Origin of the sequence: Providencia sp. 2023EL-00965 (assembly GCF_033550225.1) — a bacterium.
Lineage (GTDB): Bacteria > Pseudomonadota > Gammaproteobacteria > Enterobacterales > Enterobacteriaceae > Providencia > Providencia manganoxydans.
Window position 1 is genome coordinate 144,506 of sequence record NZ_JAWUEH010000006.1, and the last position, 26,841, is coordinate 171,346.

Genomic DNA, 26,841 nt, shown 5'->3' on the forward strand with positions numbered 1-26,841 from the left:
CAAAGAAAGGCCAGTAAGCTATGATTAGCCGCTTATTTTGTTTAATGAATATTCGTAACGATATCGAGGTGTACTATTTTTAACCGAGTAGCAAATTTCTGCCGCAATATTTTATCGCGAAATGACAAGGATACGCGTGACGCACAGGCAGCCGGTGAAAGGCCAGTCACTTATTCTGACACGGCAGAAACTAAGCCCGTGGAGCAGAACGCTAAACAAACAAAACCCACGGTTCGTCATTCCAAGCGTGCCGATGTTCAGGCAGAGAAGCAACACACAATGACGACTGTAATTGATGAAAACATCACCATCATCCCGCGTTCAGGGCATACTATTTCACGTAGTGATATTAGTGATAATGCACTGAAGGTACTTTATCGCCTCCACAAAAGTGGTTTTGATGCCTATTTAGTTGGCGGCGGTGTGCGTGATCTCCTTCTTGGTAAAAAACCTAAAGATTTTGATATCACCACTAACGCAACCCCAGAGCAGATCCGCAAACTGTTTCGTAACTGCCGCCTAGTTGGCCGTCGTTTCCGTCTTGCTCATATTATGTTTGGACCTGAAGTGATTGAAGTTGCGACCTTCCGTGGCCATCATGACCAAAATGAGTCAGACGACAAAAACTTATCGCAACAAGCACAAAATGGCATGTTACTGCGCGATAATATTTTCGGGTCAATTGAAGATGATGCCATTCGTCGCGATTTTACTGTTAATAGCCTCTATTACAACATTGATGACTTCTCTGTTCGTGACTATGTTGGCGGTTTAAAAGATCTCAAAGAAGGCATTATCCGTCTGATTGGAGATCCTGAAACACGCTACCGCGAAGATCCCGTTCGAATGCTACGTGCGGTGCGTTTTGCTTGTAAGCTAGATATGCGTATCGAGCCAAATACGGCACAGCCAATTCAACGACTTGCCCCATTGTTAAAAGAGATCCCTTCTGCGCGTTTATTTGAGGAGTCCTTAAAACTACTACAAGCAGGCAAAGGCTATGCGACCTATAACATGCTGAAAGAGTATCATCTGTTTGAGCAATTATTTCCTGTGGTTAGCAGCCGTTTTACGGCGAACAATGATTCACCAATGGAAAAAATTATCGATCAGGTACTTAAAAATACTGACTTTAGGCTTAAAAATGACAAGCGGGTTAACCCTGCGTTTTTATTTGCCGTTATGTTATGGTATCCGGTCACTGAGCATGCTGAAAAGCTGTCTCAAGAAGGCGGTTTAGCGTATTACGATGCATTTGCACTAGCAATGAATGATGTGCTTGATGAACAATGCCGCTCAATTGCTATACCAAAACGCATTACAACCACTATGCGCGATATTTGGCAGCTACAACTACGTCTTCCACGTCGTCAGGGCCGCCGTGCAAATAAATTGATGGAGCATCCTAAGTTCCGTGCTGCTTTTGATTTATTAGAACTAAGAGCAAATGTAGAACGTAGAAACGAGCTCCAAGAACTGGCGATTTGGTGGGATGATTACCAACGTTCTAATAACACTAAGCAGCGTGAAATGATCGCCGAGCTGGGAAGTGCACCTGTTCGTAAACGTCACCGCCCACGTAAGCCTTCAAATGGTTCGCGTAAATCGAATACGCTCTAAATAATTCGAGATGTCGTTAAGCAACCAACGAACAAGTTGCTAAAAATAGAGGCTAATTTAGCCTCTATACCTCAACGAAAAGTGCGACAACTTGGTGCATAACGAGTACAAATACTAGGAGTGATAAAATGGAGTTGGTCTATATAATCATTGGCAGTAACCTTGGTGAACCATTAAAGCAGGCTCAGCAAGCTATTGATGCATTAAGTGCTATCCCACACTGCCGAGTGACCAAAACTTCTGCTGTATATCGCTCTAAGCCTCTAGGGCCACAAGATCAAAATGATTTCCTTAATATGGCCGTGTTACTTGAAACTGAGCTTGAACCAGAGGCGTTGTTGGATCACACTCAGCGCATCGAATTAGAGCTTGGTCGAGTCCGCAAAGAAGAACGTTGGGGCCCTAGAACCCTTGATCTTGATATTATGCTTTTCGGTGATCGTGTTATTAATACCCCACGGTTAACCATACCTCACTATGGGCTAAAAGAGCGTGAATTTATGCTATACCCGCTCAGTGATATTGCTCCCAACCTTATTTTTCCTGATGGTGAAACACTATCAGAAAGGCTCACACTCGTTCCACGCAATGGCCTTACCTTTTGGGATAGCACAACCTAAATTAATTGTGCGCCGCCTAAAATAAGCAAGGCCATCGGTGGATCTTTTCCGGAGGTTATTATAATGAAACCAATTTCTCTGGCTGATCTGGGTCAGTTCAAAAAAGATAAACGTAAATTCGCTACCATGACGGCTTATGACTCTAGCTTTGCCCAATTGTTTGCAGAGCAAGGGATCCAAGTCATGCTTGTCGGTGATTCTTTAGGAATGACCATTCAAGGTGAATCCAGCACCCTGCCTGTTACCGTTGAGCAAATCGCTTATCACACCCGTTGTGTCCGTAAAGGTGCTCCTGACGCATTTATTATTGCCGACATGCCATTTATGAGTTATGCCACTCCTGAACAAGCTTGCACTAATGCAGCAGTGCTAATGCAAGCAGGTGCTAACATGGTAAAAATTGAAGGTGGTAGCTGGTTATGTGATACCGTCAAAATGCTATGTGAACGTTCTGTTCCTGTCTGTGGTCATTTAGGGCTAACACCACAAGCAGTTAATATCCTTGGTGGTTATAAGGTTCAAGGGCGTGATGAAGTCACCGCGAACCAGCTAATGAAAGATGCTATCGCTTTGGAAAATGCAGGTATGCAGTTGTTAGTTTTAGAATGTGTACCCACTTCTCTAGCGAATAACATTACCGAAGAGCTTCTGTTACCTGTTATTGGTATCGGTGCAGGAAATGGAACTGATGGTCAAATCCTTGTTATGCATGATGCATTAGGGATCACTGCTCGCCCACCTAAGTTTGCAAAAAACTTTCTTGCGCAAGCCGGCAATATCCAAGATGCTGTACGACTCTATATCCAAGAAGTTGAAACGGGTCTTTACCCAAATGAAACTCACTCGTTTGAATAATTTGATTATACTTTAAACAATTTAAGGTGCAGCTTGACGACTTGTAAACGAATTTCTAAGCACATAGAAAACGATATGACTCGTGCACAACGCTGCAACTTGAAGTATGACGAGTATATGATCCAATAATAAGGAATGCACTTATGCTGATCGTCGAAACGTCACCTATACTTCGCCGCGAGATCCGCCGCTGGAAACTTGATGGCAAACGTATTGCGCTAGTGCCAACTATGGGCAATCTCCATGATGGGCACCTGACTTTAATTGATGAAGCAAAACAACAAGCAGATATTGTTATTGTTAGTATTTTTGTTAACCCGATGCAATTCGATCGCCAATCAGATTTAGCAAACTACCCACGCACACTACAAGAAGATTGTGAAAAACTAAAACGCCGTGGTATCAATCTTGTATTTGCGCCATCTGCAAAAGAGTTTTATCCAGAAGGAATGGAAAAACAAACGTTTGTTGAAGTGCCAGAGCTGTCGTCAATTTTAGAAGGTGCCAGCCGTCCTGGTCATTTCCGTGGTGTATCAACGGTTGTCACTAAGCTATTTAATTTAGTACAACCTGATTTAGCATTCTTCGGTGAAAAAGATTTTCAGCAGCTACAATTAATCCGTAAGATGGTGCATGATCTTTCCTTTGATACGCAGATTGTCCCTGTTCCCATTGTTAGGGCTAAAAATGGCTTAGCGCTGAGCTCAAGAAATAATAACCTTTCCGCTGATGAGCTAAAAGTTGCACCTCAATTGTATAACATAATGAAGCAAGCTTCAGAGAAGCTTATTGCTGCACCTGAAACGGCAGACACCCTTATTCAAGAAATGAATGAGTCCCTGCGTCAAACAGGTTTCACACCCGATGAATTATTTATTCGTGATGCCGAAACACTAGCACCGCTGACTAACACAACGAAAAAAGCCGTTATTTTAATGGCTGCGTGGCTAGGGCAAACTCGCCTGATTGATAATTTACAGGTTGAGTTACCCACCATTTCGGCGTAAAACAACAAGCAAACACAGCACCTCGATTAAGATGGCAGATGACTATTATGTTAAGAAAAATGTTACAAGGTAAGCTACACAGAGTCACAGTGACACAAGCCGATCTCCATTATGAAGGCTCTTGTGCAATTGATCAGAATTTTATGGATGCAGCGGGTATCTTAGAGTACGAAGCTATTGATATTTATAACGTAGATAATGGCGAGCGTTTTTCAACCTATGCAATCGCTGGTGAAAGAGGCTCCAAAATCATTTCTGTCAATGGCGCCGCAGCTCGCCGTGCTGCTGTTGGCGATAAACTGATTATTTGTTCTTACGTTAATATGAGCGATGAAGACGCTCGCCACCACCAACCGAAGGTGGCTTATTTTGATGGCGATAACATTATGAGCCGTGTAGCCAAAGCGGTACCAGTACAGGTTGCTTAATCCATTTTGTTAGCACCGCTATATTAAGGTGCTAACAAATCTCTTTATGTCTCAATCAAACTGTAATACAAACTGCGCTGTCGCTTCGGCCTTACCAGCTTTGATATTCTTTCCATAGCGATAATACTCCGCTTTTAAAGGAACCGTTGTTTCCCCTTTTTGCAAGTCGGCCAATTTTACAAATTGCTGATTAACTAATACCGTATCCTCACTCAATGGTGATTTCACGACAAAACCAATCCCACTCGCGTTACTGCCTTGGCCTTCATTATCAATTTTAATAATGGATTCTTTACCATCATAACTTTCAGTTTTGTTTGCCTGTAATTTTATTTTTGCAGATACATTACCAGTACAAACAATATTCATATTTTCTTCCACTGCCGATGATTCTGATGGAAAACCTATTGATGAAAATGCCGTAGTTGGTAAGCGCGGTAAATTAAAAGCCAGATCAGTATTCTGAGCAGTGCATGATGTCGGTGCACTAATCACTTTACCTTTTAGCTCATAAGTGTAACCAACACGTGTCGTTCCGCCACCAGTACTATGCCTCTTAATTAAAACAGCACCAATCACAGAGTTATTAAATGTTGTTTCTTGTGGATTATCTTTTGCCGCATAGAGGATAACGGTTAAATCCAGCGGCATAAGTTGGCCTTCAGGTACAGGTATTTCTTGCCCTGGACGGTTACGAAATGCTAACCCAGTTCTATTATCAATTAAAACATAAACAATATTTGCAGGGCCTCCAGCATGGACATGGTAAGCAGGTTGGCCATTGATATCACCATAATACCTTGCATAAATACCACTGCCTTCCCCATAAGTTGCATAGCCGTATACTTGCGCATCAACACCACACTTAGCGACTCCACCACGACCGCCTTGTCGCTCAAAATTAAAGCGCCCTAATTCGTCATGTTGTTTTATAACACCGCTTAATTTTACTTCTATAGTAGCTCGCATTGTCGAATGATTTTGTCCTTCTCCGCCCTCCTGACAATCTTGAGCAGCAAATGCAAAGCCATTACAGAATAGTAATAATATGAAACTTAAAGCAAAGGTATAAAATCTATCTATTTGATATCTCATTATTATTTATCCTGCTATCGACAGTCTGAATTGATTAAATAAAGACCGTTATTTGATAAATTATGCTCAACGTTATAATCCATAGAACAAGACTCATAAACGCCTTCATTTTTCCAATTAATCTTAATTTTTCCTGTAGGCTTTTCTGTGACCAAATATAGGGTATTAAAGTTGGAAACTAAATGTGTCGCGCCATCCTCTTCAATGGCTTTGGCACCGACAGGCAGCTCTTTATATGTTGAATGTTTCAACTTAAATAATATTTTGTAGCCCTTTTTCGCTTCAAAATCTGCCAGAATCAAAGCACCTTTTGTCGGAATAACGTTATTAATAATGTTATTTTCAATTTCGGTATCTTCTGGCAGCGTTTTTGTATCAATCGCTAAGGTGTTTTTACGGTAAGGTGCAATACCTGGCACAATAGCCAATCCAGAAGAATTGGTTGCAACTGACTGCCCGTTAATCACACCGACCCCTTGAGCACCTTTTGTTAATATCAATGCACTCGTTTCTTGCATTGATGGTGCTAATACCACACCATATTGAGTGCCAACAAATGCACCGCTGATGCCATAATTTAAATTTTTACTGTGTTCGCTATATGCATAGCCCGCATTCATTACTGCATAACTAGAACGGTAAGCAGTACTGAGTCCACCTGCATAGCCAACACCTTTATCGCCATAACTTTGGTAGATATCCCAATTTCCTCTGTACGACTCACCATAATTACCACTTAATCGAGCTGTTTGTAATGTTCGATGTTGATCATCAGTTGATATGCCATAGTTAACGTGCATAGAACGATCAAAGAGATCAAATGGCACACTCATATTCAAATTTAAATTGTATGCGCTTTTATTGTCATGGTTAAATTGCTGACCTTTTGAGTATGTATAGTAGATACTATAAGTAATTCTATTAATATTACTATTAAAACCCGCATTATATGACTGCTGTTTGTTCCCGCTACTATATTGATAAACAACAGTATTTAAATTAATTGAGCTAGAATTATTAAATATTGGCTGTGTCAGTGATAATGTATATTCATTTTTTAACTTATCATTATTACTTTGGTATTTTTCATCATAGGAAAACGCATCATTTATATTTAAAAAATCAGTATCAAAATGACGGAATCCCGCTAATGTAACGCTAGTATTTGTTAATTCAATTCTTTTCGAGTAGTTGACTCTAAATGCATTGCCATTCAATACATCGTTAGTAAGGTTAGCCTTAGAATGCACAATGTCTGCTGTAATCGCACCGATGTTACCCAGGTTAAAACCGGAACCAAACGCATAAGCTTGGTAATCATTGGCCAGCAAAACACCACTAAAAATGGTGACATAATCAGTTAAACCATAGTAGATTTCAGCTTCATTGATATAAGTGCCATCACCTTTGTTATTACCATCATACTTACCGCTAGCGAGACTATATTTAATGCTTCCTTTTCGCTCTAAAAATGCGATTGAAGAAAAAGGAACGATAAAGTTAACTTCACTACCATTTGATTCCTGCACAGAAACATACAGATTTCCACCATTACTCATTGGATAATAATCAGTAATTTCGAAAGGCCCAGCCGGAACACTCTTTTTATAGATAACTTGATCATTCTGTACGATAGTAACTACTGCTTCAGAATTAGCAATACCGTTAACACTTGGTGCATAGTTCGTTAAATCATAAGGTTCCATTTGCCTATCAGTGGCTAACTTAACCCCTTTAAATTTAAAAGAATCAAACAGTTGTGAACTAGTATATAAATTACCTAATGTTAATTCGCTTTTAATTACATTGATATTTCTTGAAATGGTATTACTAATATTATTCCATTTGTTTTTTTCATTTGCATTGTTAGACCAAGTAGAATAATTGCGAAATCGCCAAGCATCAAAGTTAACTTTGGTCTGAATGTTGCCATAATAATTGTCATCAACCGTTCCATGTGCATAACGGTTAAACGATGAAAATGAATAGTTAATAAAAACAGCAGGAATACCATTATCCCACTTCCTTTCCTCTATTTCGTTAATTCTTTTTTTATTAATCATTGCTTGTGGTATGGACAGTGAATAAACCCTTGTATTTAAGTCAAGATAACTTTTCATATACTCAATACGATTAATATTGAAGCATTCTTGCTCTATGCTCTGAGGGTTATGAAAATCGATACCGAAGCTTTCCCATTCAGTTAGACTGAAACAAGGTATTAACGTTTTAGTGTCATTATCCCCAGGCATTAATACAAACTTAACCTCTTTAGAGAAAATATGATTATTATTAATATAAAATTTTACGTAATAATCTCCAGGTGCTAGATCGTTTTCTTTAAAAACATCTAAGTCTTCGTTAGTAAGTTGTGTGTCCATACCTGCAATATTCAACAAGCTAGGAGAATAATAGTCTGCTGCTCTAATATAAAATGGAAATGTAGTTAATAAAATAGTAGTAAAAATAGGTAATAAAGAATACGTTTTCTGATAATTATGCTTCATGTCCCTTTACTCTTTTGTATGGTTATTATTTTATGAAGTAATTAACATCTAGCCCCTTACCAAAATCATCAATATAGTTTAGGGTGATATTTGTAGCTCCATTAATTGCTTTAGGGAGTTTAATTATCGATTCAGAATACGGTTCTAAATAGCTAGGAGCCTCAATAGCTTTATTATTAATCTTTAACGTTGCAATATTGATGAAAAAAGGTGTTGGATTAGTTACTTTTATACCTGATGGTGTATAACTCCAACTCAATTCATTAATGGATACTGCTAGTTTCTTATCCGACACATTTTTTGGTCGATAAATTAACTTGATTCTATTAGTCATAGAATAACGTAAAACATTTTCTAGATCTTCACTACTAGGTGCGACAAACTTCACATTCAGCCAGTACAATGATTCTCTATCACTAGGCAGTTCAGCTATTTTCGTTAACTGAATGGTGTTTTTTTGTTCGGCTCTTAATTTTAATAATGGTGGTGTCACAGCAAAGTCTTGAGTAACTTTCCCTTTTATGTCCTCAACCCATGACTGAAGTAAATAATTTCTATTTTTATCACTATTAAATGCAACAACGCCTTCACTTTTATCTTTCTCATGATAAATAACGCGGGTTGTTTCTAAACCAAACCCTGCATAGCAAGTTGAAATTGAGCTCAAAGTTACCAATAGAATAGATACTAATTTTTTCGAAAACACAATATTTAGCTCCAAAAAATTAACGCAGATTAATATTTAATAATCTGCGTTTTAAAATTATTTATAAGTGATTTTATAGTTTAGAGTCGCATCTGCCTGCCCAGCTTCTACTGTATCATCCGTGCTTACATATTTAGCAATAAACGTACCACTCCATTCAGAGCTATTTCCTGATACATTGATATCTTGGCTTTTACTTCCATCAACCACGATTGGATTTGATAAATCATCTTCGTGATAGATACGGATACCTACATTTTTTGCAACACCAGCACTGCCTTCATTATCTAGTTCTAAAATAGTATCATCATAACGGTTAGCTTTACCCATTAAGTTAATAGTCACTGTTCCTTGATCTGGGCAATCAATAAGTTCTATTTTTAATTTACCATCACCTCCAGTACCTCCAACTTCATCATCTTCACCGTTAAATTCACTGGTTGCAAAACGCCCCATTTTAACCTCGGCGTCAGGCGAGTAGGAATCATTAAGATTAATAGTGCATGTAGCGTTATAAATAAGCCCTTTAAATGATATTGTACCTGTTTGCTCTTCAGCTAATGCAGAAAAAGAAAAGGTAGAAATAATCGTAGCCATTAAGATACTTTTAGTTGATAAAATTTGCATTTATATCCCCATATAAGATTCATTGTTATTAATAGTAATTTTACTTATTTTAAGTTCAATCAATGAAACTATTTCTAGGCGAAACTATGCCTGCCAATTTATTATTCAAAGATTGATCTAACAGATCCCGCTAATGATATTGAGATTTTAAAAATAATAATAAATTATTAGCCCTCTCATAGGTAACCTGTAAGAAGAGTATAGTTGAGGAATATAATTATGTATTTATATAAATCTTTCAAAAGATGAATTTATTGATATACGGCACATATTTTAGAAAGAAATAACCCATTGTTTTTAAAGGAATTAATTTATTGACTTATATCAATAATTTATTATCCATTTAGCTAAAACAAAAAACATTTTATTATCAATGAATTACACATCATTGATGTAGACAACTCAAATTACTTTACTCATATAAATTGCATTATTTTTTTACACTTTTTTGGAGTAACCTGATGATAACGCCACCAAACAAGTCATATTTAGACCAAAAAGACATCATGATTTACTCATATAAAGCAAAAAACCAAGGTGAATTTCACCTTGGTTTTTAAAATACATTTACATTGTTATTAGGAAGCCATCAATATTGTTACAAGAGTAATTATAACCTAAAAAATCACCTCTTATTTAATCTTTCCATCGCGGTAGTAATATCATTTCCCACAAGAGAATTATATTACAGATATTATCCTTTATTTAACTTTGGCCATTTTAAATGGCCACCCTATATTAAATGTAAATTTCAATAGTTACCGCAGATAAATTATCATTTAAATATTTGCTTACTTAGTTAACTAAGTAAAAGCACTTACTTAAATTAGCTTCTTAAACCTCTGCCTTGCTCGATTAAATACCATGTTAACGCATAAAATACGACCAAGAAGATAAGTAATACACCTAGAGTTACCGCAATTGATACATCTGCAATCCCTAAAAAACCGTACCGAAAACCACTGATCATATAAACGATTGGGTTTAATTTGGATACAGCTTGCCAAAATGGAGGCAATAATGACAATGAGTAAAATACACCACCTAAATACGTCAAGGGGGTTAATACAAAGGTTGGTACGATACTAATATCATCAAAGGTTTTAGCAAAAATAGCGTTTAACAAACCCGCCAACGAAAAAACAATCGCCGTCAGTAACAACGTGATTACAATCATCATCCATGAATGCACTTGTAACGGAATAAAAAATAACGATACAACAGTTACCAACAAACCAACCAAAATTCCCCTAGCGACTCCACCACCAACAAAACCCGCAATAATCACATGGGTCGGTACAGGAGCGACCAGAAGCTCTTCTATATTTTTTTGAAATTTAGAACCAAAGAATGAAGAGCAAACATTCGAGTAAGAGTTTGTGATGACTGCCATCATGATCAAGCCCGGCACTATAAATTGCATATAATCAACACCTCCCATCTCGCCAATTCGGGAACCAATTAGGTTGCCAAAAATGACAAAATAGAGCGACATAGTGATGACAGGCGGTAATAAGGTTTGTACCCAGATACGAGCAAAACGAGTGATCTCTTTAATCCAAATCGTTTTTAGTGCAACCCAATACAGAGAAATCATTTTGTTTCCTCCAAAGGTGCAACACCGTTATCTCTTTTTACTAAGTTCACGAACAACTCTTCTAAACGATTAGCTTTATTACGCATACTGACAATTTCAATTCCTTGCTCATTTAGCTGACTAAATACACCGTTTAACCCTTGTTCCCTCTTAACATCCACTTCCAAAGTTGAGGTATCAATTAAACGTGTTTCATAACCTTTCAATTCAGGGATAGGGCTTTTGGCACCAAGGTCAAAAATAAAAGTTTCAGATTCCAATTGACTCAGCAATTGTTTCATACTGGTATTTTCAACTAATTCTCCATGTTGAATGATCCCAATATTACGACATAGCATCTCTGCTTCTTCCAGATAGTGAGTGGTTAAAATAATGGTGGTACCTTGCGCATTCAGCTTTTTCAAAAAGCTCCACATTGAGCGACGTAGCTCTATATCAACACCCGCTGTTGGTTCATCTAAAATGAGCAATTTAGGTTCATGCATCAAAGCACGTGCAATCATTAACCGGCGTTTCATCCCACCCGATAAATTACGCGCGCGCTCATCACGTTTTTCCCATAAATCCAGTTGAGAGAGATACGTTTGTGCCCTTTGATGAGCAACAGAACGTGAAACACCGTAATAACCGGCCTGATTAAGGACTATCTGTAATACGGTTTCAAATGGGTTAAAGTTAAATTCTTGTGGGACTAAACCCAACTGTTGTTTGGCTAGGACCACTTGTTTGTCTAAATCATAACCAAAAACTTTTACTGATCCGCTGGTTTTGTTAACCAGAGAACTAATAATTCCTATCGTTGTAGACTTACCTGCGCCATTGGGGCCAAGTAATGCATAAAAGTCACCATCTTCTACGCTTAGATCAATTCCTCGCAACGCTTTCACGCCACCTGAATAGGTTTTGGTTAATTGCGATAACTCAAGTGCGTAAGTCATATGTAAAAAACACCTTTATTCTTGGGGCAGTTTAGTAGCAATATAATAATGTTAAACTCGAAATAATTCGAGGCGCAGCTCAGCGGCAAGTCAATGAGTCACAAGGAACATACATAAGCATGTAATGCGTAGCGAGTGAACATAACCACTATGCCTCAACAAAAACCGCTGCAACTTGAAGTATGACGAGTCTATGATGCCATTTTTTTACTGGCACCGTTATGCAGAAAGAGTAAATGGGTATATGCTATTTAATTCATATAGTTAATAATACCAAGATGGTATGCCTGTAATAAAATGAGCATCATAGGATGCAATAATTAATGCAACAAACTATTAATTAAGAAATACTGTATAAGATTTTAACGTAAAGTAACACAACTAGGCTATACGTCATGATGAGAAAAATTGAAGAGCTGTTCGCGAATAATGAAGCTTGGTCAGCTTCAGTAAAAGAAGAAAATCCTGAGTTTTTTAAAGAGTTATCTAAAGCGCAGAAACCACGATTCCTATGGATAGGTTGTTCAGACAGCCGAGTACCTGCTGAAAAATTAATCAATGCAGCTCCGGGCGATCTTTTCGTACACCGCAACGTTGCAAACCTTGTTATTCACACAGATTTAAACTGTTTATCAGTGATCCAATATGCTGTTGATGTCCTACAAGTTGAACACATTATTATCTGTGGTCACTATGGTTGTGGTGGTATTGAAGCGGCGGTTGATAATACCGAACTCGGCCTAATTAATAACTGGCTACTACACATCCGTGATATTTGGTACAGACACAGCTCAATGCTCGGCGAGTTGAAACCTTGCGAGCGTTTAAACCGTTTATGTGAATTGAACGTGGTTGAGCAGGTGTACAATCTAGGTCACTCAACCATTATGCAATCAGCATGGAAACGTGGACAAAAAGTGATGATCCACGGCTGGGTTTACGGTATCAATAATGGTCGCTTACATGACCTACATACCACCGCAGATAGTCGAGAAAAACTGGAGCTTTGCTATCGTGAGGCGATTGCTAAGCTGACAAATAAAAAATAAATATTTTACAAATTAAAGTTCGAGTTGCAGCGGTTTTTGTTGAGGCATAGTGGCTATGCGCATTCGCACTATTCGCCTAGTTGCAACTTGAATTATGTAAGTAATATGCTTTAGCAAAACAAAGGGCCACTCATCCGAGTAGCCCTTTATTATTTAGTACCTATGACGATATGAACTTAAAATAATTCGAAGTATAACGTATATACCGAGTTATCACTCTTCAATCAAAGTCACATGGCCAATATAGGGTAAATGGCGATATTGCTGTGCATAATCAATACCGTAACCAACCACAAATTTATCTTCGATTGAGTAACCAATCCACTCAACGGGCACGTCAACTTCACGGCGTGATGGTTTATCCAGTAATGTACAAATCGCAACAGATTTAGGTCCACGCAATTCAAAAATTTCACGAACCTTGTTTAAGGTGTTCCCTGAATCAATAATATCTTCAACAATCAATACATGTTTACCGCGGATGTCTTCGTCTAAATCTTTGACAATTTTAACGTCGCGGCTTGAATTCATTGCATTGCCGTAGCTTGAAACGGTCATGAAATCGACTTCGTGAGGAACATCAATTTTACGGCACAGATCCGCCATAAAAATAAAAGAGCCTTTTAATAAGCCAACTAAAACCAGCTCACCATCAACGTTTTTATAGTGTGCGCTGATTTTTTCTGCGAGTTCACCAACACGCTGGCTCAGCGCTTCTTCAGAGATCATCACTTCAAGAGTATGTTTCAATTTACCAATACCTATTTGTTTTAACACCAAAAACTCATATTACCTACAGCCGCTTACCCTAAATAAAAACAGTGCGTAAGAAAAAATGAGAACATAATTCGAAGAGTATACCAGAACTCACGATTGGCGAAAAATAGCTGTGATTGATTTTTACCAACAGCCGTTTTTTAGCAATTAATGTCTGTTCTCGTTTTTTTAATCATCCAGAGCACGAAGGTGATCGTTTTTATTCAAGGTCAGCAGAGCCAATAAACTGATCAGCGCTGTCGCCATCACATACCACGCTGGAATATCAAGATTGCCCGTTTGTTTGATCAAACCGGTAATGATAAGACCTGCACAGCCTGAAAATACCGCATTAGATAACGAGTAAGCCAATCCTAGTCCTGTATAGCGAACTTTGGTTGGAAACATCTCGGCTAGCATCGCAGGACCAGGCCCTGCAAGTAGGCCCACGATCCCACCCGCAATAAAAACCACCACCGCTTTGATCAATAAAGTCGATGATTCACTTTGTAATATCTTTAGAAGTGGTAACGAGAACACTAACAATAAAATAGTGGCTAGTACCATAATATTACGTCGCCCTATTTTATCACTGAGCATTCCAGCAGGGAGGATAGTCACCGCAAAGCCAACATTTGAAATAACGGCAATTAATAACGCGGTATTAAAATCAGTATGCAGTGATGATTGAAGATAGGTTGGCATGATCACTAAATAGGCATACCCTGCGGCAGACCAAGCCATTAATCGTCCAATACCAAGGAAAATGGCTTTGAAGATATCGACTTTAGCCGCATTCGTTTCTGATTGTTCTTTTTGTTGAGCAGACACGAAACTTGGTGTTTCCTCCATGTTGTATCGCAACCATAAAGCCAACAGCCCCATTGGTAATGCTAACCAGAAAGGGATCCGCCATCCCCAATCATGTAAACTTTCTGTACTCATTAAAAAAGAAAGTAAAGACACTACGCCAACACCAGCTAACAGACCTAGAGCAACAGTGAACGATTGCCAAGCACCAAATAGCCCTCTTTTCCCTTTTGGTGCAGATTCCGTCATTAATGAAACCGCGCCACCATATTCACCACCCGCAAATAAGCCTTGGAAAATCCTTAACAAAGTAATAATAATCGGTGCTGCAACGCCAATAGTTGCATAAGTAGGTATAAAACCAATCGCAGTGGTAACTAGCGTCATCATGACTAACACAAATATGAGTGTCGGTTTACGGCCTAACTTATCCCCAATGCGTCCAAATATCAGTGCGCCCAATGGCCTAAAAAAGAAAGCGATAGCGAATGATGCATAGGTTAAGAGGATCGCCGTAATCTGTGATTCTTCTCCTGAGTAGCTAAAAAAGTTTTGAGCTATAATAGTGGCAAGGAAACCATAGATAGCAAACTCATACCACTCAATAAAATTACCGACCGAACCTGCAAGTAAAGCTCGCTTATGACTATATGAACTGATAGCCATTTCATTTGAATTTTGCATATTTTGGACTCAGATGATTGTTGTAATTATTATTTAGAGTATATACTCGTCATACTTCAAGTTGCAGCGTTGTTGACCTCGTTCAGCTAGCCGAGTCACATAGTTTATCTATGCTCCCCGACTATCTTCACTTGTCGCCTACCTGCACCATGAATTATTTAGAGTATAGATGCTGAATAAAATTAAATGAGTCAAAAGTTTCAATAAAAAAGCCATCAAGGTATTTTTGATGGCTTATCGAAGATTGGTTGGCGAATGTTAACTGACCGTAAAGCCCATCATCATACCTGTATCTTCATGTTCTAATAGATGACAATGCGCCATATAAGGATGTTGTTGAGTGGCAGGATGTTTAAATTCAACTAATATCTCACTCACTTGGCCTTCGACTTTGACAATATCTTTCCAACCTTGTCGATGAGGCTCAACAGCTCGCCCGTTTTCTTTTAAGATACGGAATCGTGTTCCATGAACATGGAATGGATGAAGCATCATATCGCCCCGCCCTGAAACGACCCAGATCTCTTGCTGATTGATTGGTGCATTAAACGCAGCTTCAGTCATAGAGAATGCTTGGCCATTGATAGTATTAGCATTATGAATATTTAATTCGCCACTACCCATACCACAATGATTACCGCCGCCCATATTTCCCATATTACGTTGATTCATGCCACCATGACTCATCATGCCGCTGTTTCCACTATTTGACATCATATGGCCGTTCATCATAGCACCGTGCCCTGCCATGTTGCCCATTGCTTGGTCACCGTAGCGTTCACGCAGCATCATCATTCCTTGCATATCTAAACGCATATCCATCATCAGGTGAAAACGCCGCCGAGTTAGACCGGCTAAAGAAGGGATAGCTGAAATAGTAGCCAACTGCTCAGGAAGTTTTCCTTCTCCTGTGCTCATTGTCGTTTCAATACGCAAAACGGGTAGCGGTTGGTTAAAGGGTGCGATCGTCATTCCCATTTGGTTCACAGGTAGTGTGACTAAATCAAAAGCACGCCCATCTCTCGCATCAATCAGAACTTCAAAGCGCTCTCCCATTAAAATAGGTAGCTCAGTAACAGCTATTGGCTCTGCTAATAACCCACCATCACTTGCGACAACATACATTTTTCGCCCATCGCTGGTAGAAATATTGAGGCTACGTGCGTTACAGCCATTAAGTAGTCTTAAGCGTAACCAACCTTTAGGCGCAACGTGTTTTGGAAATACTGCCCCATTGGTCAGCATGAGATCCCCAAACCAACCAACAGCAGCACTCATTACATCTAACTGATAATCAATTTGCCCATCATCTTTAAGGCGTTTGTCTTGTAAGATCACTGGGATATCATTAATTCCCCAATCACTTGGTAAACCATGCTTATTACTTTCATCATCTTTAATAATGACTAACCCAGCCAATCCCATGGCAACTTGGTAGCCTGTTTTTCCGTGTGTATGAGGATGGAACCAGCAGGTTGCTTCAGGTTGATTGACCGTAAAATTTACCTGACGGTTAGCGCCTGAAGCGATAATAGCTTGTGGCCCGCCATCTTGTTCACCCGAGATTTCAAGGCCATGCCAATGCACGGTAGTTTCATCAGAAAGTTGGTTAGCGATATTAATATTGACGCTCTGCCCATTTTTCAGACTAAGTGCAGGGCCAAGCAGATCACCGTTATATCCCCATGTAGTGGTTTTTTTACCCGGAACAAACTGAGATACACCTTGTTTAATCGCTAATTGGATATTACCTTGTGCATCAGGCTCAATCAGTGGCGGGATAGCTAGAGCTGGGAAATTTTCCGCGGCGACCGCAATACGGCTCCACATAGGTAGCGCACTTGCGGCATAAGCTAGGGCACTTAACTTAATGAAATCACGGCGTAACATTGATAACCTTCCTTTTTATTTATCAAATCAATAAGATAATTAAACCAATAGCTCTACTTGAGATTATCGTTTAGAAACAAAATATGGTTTAATATTCTCTAAATAATTCGAGATCCAGCTAGACGCCCGTCAATAAGTCGCTTTGAGCACAGAAAACACGGTGACTAGCACGAGTGAGTGTAGTCCACATACCTTAGCGAGAGGCGTTGCAACTTGAATGATGATGAGAATATCTAAAAATGATAAAGCTTCCCCTTACAGGAAGGTCAAGGAAACCACAGAGTTATTATGGGTATATTACACAGATTTAAGAAAAATATACTTGACTAACAATTCTATTATTATGTTAACGTTACTTGACATAAAAAACAGATAGAATATTGAATGCGCAAATTTACCGTAATTTTTTACCTCATTACTCTGTTAGGGATAACACATTCTGCCAGAGCACTAAGCCCCAATGAAGCTGAAGATCTTGCTGATCTGACGGCGGTTTTCATTTATTTAAAATATGACTGTGGTTATTCGCAAATTCCCGATCGAGAAATTGAACGTGCCATTGTTTACTTCGCTCGTAGTAACAAATGGGATCTCGGTGATTATGATTCCAGTAAAATGACCCAGTTAAATAAAGAAAGCTACAATGATCTCAAAGGGATCCCTCTTTCTCAGGAGTTTAAATGTCAATCTTTGGCTCGCGACTCACTTGGATTATTCGCTTACGTCAAATAACGAAACGCTAAGTCATTCAAGGAGCAACTAAAAGACCTGCCAATCAGCTGCTAGGGAACTTAGAAAACACAGTGACTGACATCAGAAAACGTAAGTCACCATGCCCCAATATAAAATGCAGTAACTTGAAACATGACGAGTCTCTATACTCCCCCTTAATCAGGGGAGCTACTATTCCTCTTCTTCGCTCTGCGCTCCTGCCAAAACATAGCAATAGATGGGATACTTTGAATGATCACCATTCTAATAATGTGATTCGACATCACGAACCCTGCGTCGAGATTCATGGTAATAGCCGCAAATGTCATCGCTTCCATGCTGCCTGGCGCCCATGCTAGCAACAAGACAGGGATAGGATATCCTGTTATCCAAGATGCAAATACCGTGATCAATAAGGTTAAAAAGATATTTATAATGACGACTTGCGCTGACGAATAAATATTTTTGATCAGCGATGAAAGTGGAAACACAATAAAATGGTTACCAATATTCATCCCAATCAGCACCATGCTAAGTTCGGTGATCAAAACAGGGAAATTGAGTTGTATATCAAGCCAACTCTGAATTAAGGTTGCTGCTCCCAAAGAAGTCAACATAAAGGGGGCGGGGACATGCATTCTTTGTAAAACCAACCCTAAGCCTAGCCCCGTTAATACAATCACCAACAGCCAAAATGATGATTGCCATGTTAAAGAAGGAAGTACCAAAAGAGGCTGTGGGTCTCCATCACTACCAACGACAATACCCGCCAATAAAATTAGAATAATCAAACGGATAGTATGTGAAATAACAATTTTTTGTGGTGGAGTATGGGTATGATCAGTCAGTGCTAATATCGCCGCCATTGCGCCAGGAACAGAACCTAACATAGCCTCTTGCTTTGTCCAGCCCACTTTACGATGAAACCAGAAGTAGCTAAATGAAAACTGTACTGCGAGGCAAACCACTAACATGATTAATAACAAAAATAGGTTTTCGGCTTGCCCAAGCGAGACTTGATTAAACATCAAGCCAACAGAGGTACCGAGTGATATTTGTACAAATGTTAAGGTATATTTAGGAACTGCAAATTGGATCTTAAAACGGTTAAACACAATAACAGCGATGATAGGGCCAAACATCAGGGCAAGAGGTACGCCTAGGTGTGTCATTGTCCCACCAATTAAGGCACAAATAACAATCCCCAGTCCCATCTTCAATAATCTTATCATCACACAACCTTATTACTGCAAGAGCATTCAATGCTTCGATTTATTTAGAGTATAATAGTATCGTTTAACTTGATTGGATTCATTACATTATTGATATATAAATAATCTATAAGTGCTTTATTACTGACCATCATATTAATAAGGAAAGCCGATGACACTGCGTATTACCACTTCCCCCTCCGAAGCCGAAATTGAGCAGATTTATCAGTCATTGCTTACCTATAATTTACAATTTTTCAGTGACGATATTCATAGCCCCCTTGCTGTTTTTTATGAGCGAGAGGGCAAAATATTAGGCGGTATTACCGGTTCTAAACTCGGTAATTGGCTTAGGATAAAATACCTTTGGCTTGATGAATCGCTCCGCAAACAAGGTATCGGAACACAATTAATTCAAGCAATGGAAGATAAAGCTAAACAGTTGGGGGCAAAATACGCTGAAGTCGATACTTTCAGTTTCCAAGCTAAGCCATTTTATGAAAAGCAAGGCTACCAAATCATTTCAACGCTGATTGAATACCCCGTTCAACATGAAAAATATTATTTTATGAAAAAACTATCCTGTTCTTAACAAAGAACGATAGCCCCCTACCGTTCTTTGTTGATAATTCGAGGTGCAGCTAGGCGACAAGTGAATGAGTCGCTAGGAGCATACATCAGTATGTGACTGGCGCGAATGAGCGTAGTCACTATACCTTAACGAAAAGCGCTGCAACTTGAAATATGACGAGTATCGTTACAACGCGTTTTTATCTGCAATAGCTTGGTTAATAATCGCTTTTGCCATCCATTGTGTTAATTCAATCACTTCACTATCATTTTGCTTCCAAATATCTTTTAAGACTAAAAAGATTTCAGAACCATAAATCACTGAAAAAGCTTTAATCACTTTATCAATCAGTTCTGCGGGGAATTCACCTTTCATGGGGGCAGTGACCATAGCTAGAATATCTTTACGGTTCCCTCTTTCAAGGCGTTTTTCTTTTGGATCTAAATTCAATGAGCGTCCCTCTGCCCACTGCTGCAATGAAACCTGTAATGCGGCTCTTAATGCCCCTTCATGTTCAAACATTCTAGGCAAAGCAAAGGATAACAATTCTTTAATTCGTTCCTCTGTTTTTTCACTTTGTGGACGCCATGTTAAAATAGGACCAAGGCTCGCATTAACTGTTGCAGCGATCAGATCGCTTTGAGTTGGAAAATAACGATACGCGGTCGCCCTTGATACCCCAGCCTCAATAGCCAATTCAGAAACAGATGGCATACCACCTTTTTCAAACAGTTCTAATGCCGTATTAACTAATAATATATAAGTTCGTTTCCTTGTCCCTTTATATTCATTACTAATATTTATTGATGACATCGTTCCCTCCTCCTGAAAACGTTTTGCGACAACAACGATTAACTCATCATGTCATTTTGCCATAATGGCGGCTACTGCTTATTGAGTTATCTTGAGAACTTATCATTGAGATTGCAAAAACATGACATTTACTTAAAAAGTAAAAACGGCATGAAATTAAAATACTATTATTTATCAATAAATTATTATTATCACAATAAATTTATGTTAATAAAACCAAAAAATGAGACTGTAATCTCATTTTACATTTAACACAAATGATACTATAGTCTCATTCGGATGATAAATTAAACATCTACATAACCTATATTCTAAATGATTCGAGGTGCAGCTAGGCGGTAAGTGAATGAATTGCTGAAAGTCACCATCGCTTACCCAAAAGCACTGCAACTGGAAGTATGACGAATATATAAGGATTTTTCGATGAAACAGCATCAAGGATACATCTACATAGCATCAACGTTAGATACCAAAAGTGACGAATTGTTCTATGTCTGCGATTTAATTAAAGCAACAGGTTTGTCCGTTCGTACTGTCGACCTAACCACTCAGCCAAAACAACTTAACAGAAATGCTGATATTAGTGCCCAAACAATTGCCGAATATTACCCTGATGGTGCTAAGGCCGTATTCTGTGGTGATAGAGGAAAAGCGATAGAAGCGATGTCACAAGCTTTTAGTCTTTACCTTACGGCTCAAACTGATGTTGCTGCGATATTAGGTTTAGGTGGTTCTGGTGGTACTGCATTGATCACCCCAGCAATGCAAGCGCTTCCCGTTGGTATTCCTAAGCTCATGGTTTCAACGATGGCCTCAGGTGATATCTCAGGCTATATCGGTGCAAGTGATATTTCCATGATGTACTCCGTCACGGATGTTTCTGGATTAAATATTATCTCTCGTAAAGTCCTGAAAAATGCCGCTAACCAAATCGCAGGTGCGGTCTATTTTCATCGTGAAGACGATATGGAAGAAACATTAAAACCAGCCATTGCCCTGACCATGTTTGGTGTGACAACACCTTGTGTTCAGCAACTCACTGAGCGACTTGAATCACAATACGATTGCTTAGTGTTTCACGCGACGGGTAGTGGTGGTAAAGCAATGGAAAAATTGATTGATAGTCACCTGCTACACTCGGTACTCGATATCACCACCACAGAAGTTTGTGACTATCTCTTTAATGGTGTTTTAGCCTGCGATGAAGATCGCTTTGGTGCCATTGCACGGACTCAGACCCCGTGTGTGCTTTCTTGTGGCGCACTCGATATGGTGAACTTTGGCCGACCTTCAACCGTCCCAGAGCAATATCGTGACCGATTATTTTATCACCACAATGCCCAAGTCACCTTAATGCGAACCACCAAAGAAGAAAATCAAATCATGGGCCGCTGGATAGCAGACAAACTTAACCGCTGCGAAGGTGAAGTCCGTTTTATTGTGCCTACAGCAGGTTTCTCTGCTTTAGACATCGAAGGTGGGCAATTTTGGGATCCTGAAGCGGATCAAGCATTTATCGATGCATTAACTGAAAATATTATAACAACAGAAAAACGCAAACTTATTTTGAGTCCTTACCACATTAACTCAATAGAGTTTTGCGAACAAGTGATTGATTTACACTCTGAATTCAAGTGCAGCTAGGCGACAAGTGAGTGAGTCGCTAGGAGCATACATAAGTATGTGACTGTCGCGAATGAGCGTAGTCACCATACCTTAACGAAAAGCGCTGCAACTTGAAGTATGACGAGTTGATACTCTAAATAATTCGAGGTGCAGCTAGGCGACAAGTGAGTGAGTCGCTAGGAGCATACATAAGTATGTGACTGGCGCGAATGAGCGTAGTCAACAACGCTGCAACTTGAAGTATGACGAGTAATACACCAGGAAATTTTGAACAACGAGTAGAGGTTCACCAATGAAACATAATCGCGAAAGCTTACTGAATAAATTCAAAGAGATGATCGCTAGAGGCGAGCCCATTATCGGCGGCGGTGCGGGTACTGGCTTATCAGCAAAATGTGAAGAAGCGGGTGGCATCGACCTCATTGTTATTTATAACTCTGGCCGCTATCGCATGGCTGGGCGTGGTTCACTGGCTGGTCTGCTGGCTTATGGTAATGCCAACGAAATCGTGATGGATATGGCAAAAGAAGTTCTTCCTGTCGTTAAACACACACCTGTACTTGCTGGTGTGAATGGCACGGATCCTTTCTGCCAATTCGATCGCTTCCTTGATGAGCTCAAAGCTACTGGATTTGCTGGAGTACAGAACTTCCCGACCGTTGGCCTGATCGACGGTAATTTTCGCGCTAACCTTGAAGAAACAGGAATGGGTTATGGTTTAGAAGTTGATATGATCCGCTTGGCGCATGAAAAAGGCTTACTCACTACACCATACGTATTTAGCCGTGAAGATGCTATCGCAATGACCGAAGCAGGTGCTGACATTATTGTTCCACATATGGGGCTAACCACCGGTGGTAATATTGGTGCAGAAACCGCGTTAACACTCAAAGACTGTGTCCCATTGATTAATGATTGGGCAAAAGCAGCAAAAGCCGTACGTGATGATGTTATTGTGTTATGTCATGGTGGTCCAATCGCCACGCCAGAAGATGCAGAATATATTTTAGCAAATTGCCCTGAGTGCCATGGTTTTTATGGTGCAAGCTCAATGGAACGTTTGCCAACAGAAGTCGCACTAACCGCAACAACAGAAAAATTCAAATCAATTAAGCGTTAATATTTAGCCTACACCAGGGCATTTACTCAAAGCACCTAATTATAGGTGCTTTATTTTTGCTGCTGCCATTTCCACCGCGCTGTTTTTTTGCTTAATACTTTAAACAATAATGGCAATACGACGGGTAAACCAAAATACAATACACCAAAAGCAAAAGCGATATGCGGTTTTTCTGGGAACTCGCCACCTGAAGGGATTAAATTATAGTAATCAATGGCGTTCAGGTACTCAGGGGTCAAACCGCCATACGGCACTAACCAAGACATCATTAACACTAAACAGATGCAAAACATAAAGTTCATTGCCATCAATGCCGAATACCCCATGTTCTCTTGGCGCTCTTTATCGGTTCGGCTGCTTAACCCATAGATCATGCGATTTAATACGGTAAAACTGTATAAATAAAGGATCAGTGGTGAATCCCCTAATACGGCAAAATTAATGGCAAAAGCAAATAGCCCATATAGCAATGCAAAAAAGATGAGTACTTTGATATTACGCGTGATCGACATGAAAACGCCTGAGTGCACTAAAATAAACTCAAAAATTAGAATTAACGTTAAATTATAAATCAGTGCGACATCATAATATTCAGGAAAAAACCAAACAGAAAGAATAAAGCCTACGTAAAATAACGAGAACCCAACGCCGATCATTTTTGACAACATACGCAGCACACTAAAAGCATGTTTGCTTTCTACTATGTTTTTAGCTGGTTTGTTGCTGGCAGAGAAAAAAGGTTTGGTATCTGCATTATCTTTTTTGTTTGGGCTTTTAGCCATGTTATACACTCAATGAAATACTGCAATTAAAAGCGTAAGCGGCATGAATGCATACTCTAGATAATTCGAGTGAGCGTAGTCACTATAGCTTAACGAACAACGCTGCAACTTGAAGTATAATGAGTATATTTATGGCAATCATGCCATCCAGTATTAGACTAACTTAGCAATCAAATTATCAAGATCACCTTGTAAGAAATTAACCGGTGGAATTTCAATGACAGTATAAGCACCTGACGCCTGTTTCATCGATGCTCTCGCCGCAGAAACCATAAATTGTGACGTCAGCGCAGGGTTATTTATACGCATCGAATATTCAAATAGTTGATTATGCGTAGCTCCAGACACCCCTTTATGGGTCATATGGACGCCATGACCAACATCTTTTAATTCATCCACACTATCAACTTGGCGAATATGTGTTTCATCAGAGGCGAAATAGCTGTCTGCTTTGATCGCTTTTGCAACATCATTAAAATTCGCACCCGCCTCTAACTCTATGTAAACCATACGGCGATGAACGCCCGTACCTAGAGGGATGGTTACTGATAATGCGTCTTTGACACCTGCAATTGCTTTAGCCGCTACACTGTGACCCATACTCATTCCAGGACCAAAGTTGGTGAATGTGACGCCTTTAGGAGCCATAGCTAACATTAATGTACGTAAAATTGAATCAGAGCCTGGATCCCAACCTGCGGAAACCACTGCTACACGATTATGTTGTTTGGCGACGTTATCGAGACGCTTTTTTAGTGCCACAATGTCTGAATGCACATCAAAGCTATCCACCGTGTTGATCCCAAGGCTGAGGATCTTTTCAGCTAAATCACCAATGGCACGTGTCGGAGAGCACAGTAGTGCCACATCAACTGTACCGAGTTTTTCAATATCATCAACGACTGTATACGCTGCTAATTCAGTTGGGATATCTTGAATATTACGACGAACTACGCCAACCAGCTCAAAATCTTCCGCAGCTAGCACGGCTTCGAGTGCGTAACGGCCGATATTACCATACCCCACTATCGCAGCTTTAATTTTTGTCATTGTCACTCCTTTACCGTTCTGATGTTGTTTTTTGTATTGATATCAATCGTTACCAATCGCCTTAACTTAGCAGAATCATCAAAATTAAACAAAAGATTAACCTTCCAGCAAATAAGGATCATTAGACTCTGTTATCTCAGATAAAATGCGGGTAGAATCAGCCGGCTTTTCTGACTTATATAATTTTATCCAGATAACATTACTAATATTATTTTGAAGGTTCTCAATGCATCAATCTGATGTCACTGAGAGATCACTCTTTTCTCTCAGTTGGCCAATATTTATTGATATTTTTCTTCATTTGGCCACATTACTTATCAATACCTACATGGTTAGCCACGTTTCAACCGCCTACCTCGCAGCAATGGGGGTTGGGAATCAGGTATTTGATCTTTTTATTACCATATTTAGCTTTATTAGTGTGGGATGTAGTGTTGTTATTGCTCAATATCTCGGCGCAGGACGACGAGAAAAAGCCAATCAAGCTATCCATATTTCTATTGCATTTAACTTTATTTTGGGGCTTTCCAGTGCGCTGATTATCTTATTCTTTGGCTATAAAATTCTCAGCGTCATGAATATGCCTTCACATTTAATGGATGATGGTTACGCCTATTTACATATTCTTGGCATCTGTTTGATCCCTGAAGCCATTTCCATCATTCTTGCAGCTTGCTTACGTGTCTATGGGAAAGCACAACCTGCAATGTGGGTAACATTAATTGCCAACGTAATCACTGTATTAGGTAATATCATTGTATTGTATGGCTTCTTTGGCCTACCACAATACGGGCTCGAAGGAGTTGCATGGTCAACCGTAGTGGGTCGTATTGTCGCCGCTATTCTACTATTTTGCCTGTTATTCTATGGGTTAAGAATTAAGTTTACGCCAAAGCTGCTAATACACTGGTCACGCAATATGCTGGGCAAAATTTTGCATATCGGCTTGCCATCCGCAGGAGAAAACCTTGTGTGGATCCTGCACTTTATGACCGCCTCCGCATTTATCGGCTTAATGGGTGAAAACTCCCTTGCAGCACAAACACTCTATTTCCAGCTATCTCTGTTTATTATGCTATTTGGGATTTCCATTAGTATTGGTAATGAGATTATGGTGGGTCATCTTGTTGGAGCCAAACGCTTTAACGATGCCTATCATCGTGGCGTAAAAAGCTTAAAAATGGGCTTTTATGTCACCATTGGGGTTGTATTTTTCTTTTGGTTATTCCGTGGGCCAATCCTTGAGAATCTGACTGAAGATCAAAATATTGTCAATCTACTACTCCCTTTGTTCTTATTATCTGTCTTTTTAGAGCCCGGTAGAACGATCAACATCGTGATGGTTAACGCACTTAGAGCCTCTGGAGACGCACGTTTCCCGCTGTGTACTGCAATCATCTTTATGTGGGGTGTGGCTATCCCATTAGGTTATTTCCTTGGTATCAAAATGGAAATGGGTCTACTTGGGATTTGGCTCGGTTTCTTCGCTGATGAGTGGCTACGTGGCTTAACCAATGCATGGCGTTGGCGCTCTCGTAAATGGCAAACTAAGCGTTTGGATTTGGAAAATTAATCTGTCCCATAATGAAAACCTACCTAATTGTATTAGGTAGGTTTTTTGTGATAAACATCAAACTCAAAAAAATTTTCTTCAATATAAAAATATTACAGCAAAATATTCTCTAAAATCCTTCTTTCCACTCTAACATAATGAAAATTTTCTCCTGATTTTTATTTAAAATACCCCTATTAAATCGCTGTTTTTAAG

Annotated in this window: 24 protein-coding genes; 11 read left to right on the top strand and 13 right to left on the bottom strand. The window is 39.4% G+C overall.

Features of this window, described 5'->3' with window-relative positions; translation table 11 throughout:
• Positions 1–279 precede the first annotated feature (279 nt).
• The 5 genes from pcnB to panD all read left to right on the top strand — a co-directional run bounded on the left by pcnB (position 280) and on the right by panD (position 4,530).
• Entirely contained in the window at positions 280–1,620 is a 1,341-nt protein-coding gene (pcnB, locus tag SC428_RS09920) for a polynucleotide adenylyltransferase PcnB (protein WP_217495495.1), read from the top strand.
• Between the two features lie 128 nt (positions 1,621–1,748).
• Positions 1,749–2,240, top strand: coding sequence for a 2-amino-4-hydroxy-6-hydroxymethyldihydropteridine diphosphokinase (gene folK, locus SC428_RS09925; protein WP_070927719.1), 492 nt, complete (start codon positions 1,749–1,751; stop codon positions 2,238–2,240).
• 63 nt (positions 2,241–2,303) lie between these two features.
• Positions 2,304–3,095 carry a 3-methyl-2-oxobutanoate hydroxymethyltransferase gene (gene panB, locus SC428_RS09930; RefSeq protein ID WP_070927721.1) on the top strand — a complete coding sequence of 264 codons (792 nt, stop codon included), beginning with the start codon at positions 2,304–2,306 and terminating at the stop codon, positions 3,093–3,095.
• A 143-nt stretch (positions 3,096–3,238) separates the two neighbouring features.
• A complete protein-coding gene (panC, locus tag SC428_RS09935; protein ID WP_070927723.1) occupies positions 3,239–4,102 on the top strand; it encodes a pantoate--beta-alanine ligase in 864 nt (287 codons plus the stop codon).
• 47 nt (positions 4,103–4,149) lie between these two features.
• Positions 4,150–4,530 (top strand): aspartate 1-decarboxylase, encoded by a 381-nt coding sequence (gene panD, locus SC428_RS09940; RefSeq protein WP_070927781.1) that lies wholly within the window; start codon positions 4,150–4,152, stop codon positions 4,528–4,530.
• 51 nt (positions 4,531–4,581) lie between these two features.
• Here the strand turns inward: panD and SC428_RS09945 are convergent, their stop codons facing one another.
• From SC428_RS09945 to SC428_RS09970, 6 genes are all read right to left on the bottom strand, one after another.
• Complete coding sequence (locus tag SC428_RS09945; protein ID WP_070927725.1) at positions 4,582–5,625, bottom strand: fimbrial protein; 1,044 nt, start codon at positions 5,623–5,625, stop codon at positions 4,582–4,584.
• A gap of 14 nt (positions 5,626–5,639) precedes the next feature.
• On the bottom strand, positions 5,640–8,132 hold the full coding sequence (locus SC428_RS09950; protein ID WP_318707382.1) for a fimbria/pilus outer membrane usher protein: 2,493 nt from the start codon (positions 8,130–8,132) through the stop codon (positions 5,640–5,642).
• Between the two features lie 25 nt (positions 8,133–8,157).
• Positions 8,158–8,838 carry a molecular chaperone gene (locus SC428_RS09955; RefSeq protein WP_318707384.1) on the bottom strand — a complete coding sequence of 227 codons (681 nt, stop codon included), beginning with the start codon at positions 8,836–8,838 and terminating at the stop codon, positions 8,158–8,160.
• Between the two features lie 57 nt (positions 8,839–8,895).
• The gene (locus SC428_RS09960) at positions 8,896–9,465 is read right to left on the bottom strand and encodes a fimbrial protein (protein ID WP_070927729.1); all 570 of its coding nucleotides are present in this window, start codon (positions 9,463–9,465) and stop codon (positions 8,896–8,898) included.
• 826 nt (positions 9,466–10,291) lie between these two features.
• Complete coding sequence (locus tag SC428_RS09965) at positions 10,292–11,062, bottom strand: ABC transporter permease (protein WP_070927731.1); 771 nt, start codon at positions 11,060–11,062, stop codon at positions 10,292–10,294.
• Positions 11,059–12,000 carry an ABC transporter ATP-binding protein gene (locus SC428_RS09970; RefSeq protein ID WP_070927733.1) on the bottom strand — a complete coding sequence of 314 codons (942 nt, stop codon included), beginning with the start codon at positions 11,998–12,000 and terminating at the stop codon, positions 11,059–11,061. Before SC428_RS09970 ends, SC428_RS09965 begins: the two co-directional genes overlap by 4 nt.
• Positions 12,001–12,395: 395 nt before the next feature.
• On the opposite strand from SC428_RS09970, the gene can reads away from it, so the two are divergent.
• Positions 12,396–13,049, top strand: a complete 654-nt coding sequence (gene can, locus SC428_RS09975; protein ID WP_070927735.1) for a carbonate dehydratase — start codon at positions 12,396–12,398, stop codon at positions 13,047–13,049.
• Positions 13,050–13,262: 213 nt separating this feature from the next.
• On the opposite strand, the gene hpt is transcribed toward can, so the two are convergent.
• From hpt to cueO, 3 genes are all read right to left on the bottom strand, one after another.
• On the bottom strand, positions 13,263–13,799 hold the full coding sequence (gene hpt / locus SC428_RS09980) for a hypoxanthine phosphoribosyltransferase (RefSeq protein WP_140181539.1): 537 nt from the start codon (positions 13,797–13,799) through the stop codon (positions 13,263–13,265).
• Between the two features lie 195 nt (positions 13,800–13,994).
• A complete protein-coding gene (locus SC428_RS09985) occupies positions 13,995–15,299 on the bottom strand; it encodes an MFS transporter (RefSeq protein WP_257644808.1) in 1,305 nt (434 codons plus the stop codon).
• Between the two features lie 258 nt (positions 15,300–15,557).
• A complete protein-coding gene (cueO, locus tag SC428_RS09990; RefSeq protein ID WP_070927736.1) occupies positions 15,558–17,189 on the bottom strand; it encodes a multicopper oxidase CueO in 1,632 nt (543 codons plus the stop codon).
• 384 nt (positions 17,190–17,573) lie between these two features.
• Here cueO and SC428_RS09995 point away from each other — a divergent pair, with 384 nt between their 5' ends.
• The gene (locus SC428_RS09995; RefSeq protein WP_070927738.1) at positions 17,574–17,921 is read left to right on the top strand and encodes a YacC family pilotin-like protein; all 348 of its coding nucleotides are present in this window, start codon (positions 17,574–17,576) and stop codon (positions 17,919–17,921) included.
• Between the two features lie 155 nt (positions 17,922–18,076).
• Here the strand turns inward: SC428_RS09995 and SC428_RS10000 are convergent, their stop codons facing one another.
• On the bottom strand, positions 18,077–19,132 hold the full coding sequence (locus SC428_RS10000; protein ID WP_070927742.1) for an AbrB family transcriptional regulator: 1,056 nt from the start codon (positions 19,130–19,132) through the stop codon (positions 18,077–18,079).
• A 151-nt stretch (positions 19,133–19,283) separates the two neighbouring features.
• Here SC428_RS10000 and SC428_RS10005 point away from each other — a divergent pair, with 151 nt between their 5' ends.
• Complete coding sequence (locus tag SC428_RS10005; RefSeq protein ID WP_318707391.1) at positions 19,284–19,703, top strand: GNAT family N-acetyltransferase; 420 nt, start codon at positions 19,284–19,286, stop codon at positions 19,701–19,703.
• A gap of 165 nt (positions 19,704–19,868) precedes the next feature.
• Here the strand turns inward: SC428_RS10005 and SC428_RS10010 are convergent, their stop codons facing one another.
• A complete protein-coding gene (locus SC428_RS10010) occupies positions 19,869–20,495 on the bottom strand; it encodes a TetR/AcrR family transcriptional regulator (RefSeq protein WP_070927746.1) in 627 nt (208 codons plus the stop codon).
• A gap of 423 nt (positions 20,496–20,918) precedes the next feature.
• Here SC428_RS10010 and SC428_RS10015 point away from each other — a divergent pair, with 423 nt between their 5' ends.
• Positions 20,919–22,139, top strand: a complete 1,221-nt coding sequence (locus SC428_RS10015; RefSeq protein ID WP_318707394.1) for a Tm-1-like ATP-binding domain-containing protein — start codon at positions 20,919–20,921, stop codon at positions 22,137–22,139.
• A 274-nt stretch (positions 22,140–22,413) separates the two neighbouring features.
• A complete protein-coding gene (locus tag SC428_RS10020; protein WP_070927751.1) occupies positions 22,414–23,241 on the top strand; it encodes a phosphoenolpyruvate hydrolase family protein in 828 nt (275 codons plus the stop codon).
• Between the two features lie 50 nt (positions 23,242–23,291).
• Here SC428_RS10020 and SC428_RS10025 read toward each other — a convergent pair whose 3' ends face one another.
• Together SC428_RS10025 and SC428_RS10030 are read right to left on the bottom strand one after the other, a co-directional pair.
• Entirely contained in the window at positions 23,292–24,023 is a 732-nt protein-coding gene (locus tag SC428_RS10025) for a hypothetical protein (RefSeq protein ID WP_070927753.1), read from the bottom strand.
• 153 nt (positions 24,024–24,176) lie between these two features.
• A complete protein-coding gene (locus SC428_RS10030) occupies positions 24,177–25,073 on the bottom strand; it encodes a diaminopimelate dehydrogenase (protein ID WP_318707397.1) in 897 nt (298 codons plus the stop codon).
• Positions 25,074–25,299: 226 nt separating this feature from the next.
• On the opposite strand from SC428_RS10030, the gene SC428_RS10035 reads away from it, so the two are divergent.
• Positions 25,300–26,646, top strand: a complete 1,347-nt coding sequence (locus SC428_RS10035; RefSeq protein WP_070927756.1) for an MATE family efflux transporter — start codon at positions 25,300–25,302, stop codon at positions 26,644–26,646.
• The last annotated feature ends 195 nt before the right edge of the window (positions 26,647–26,841 follow it).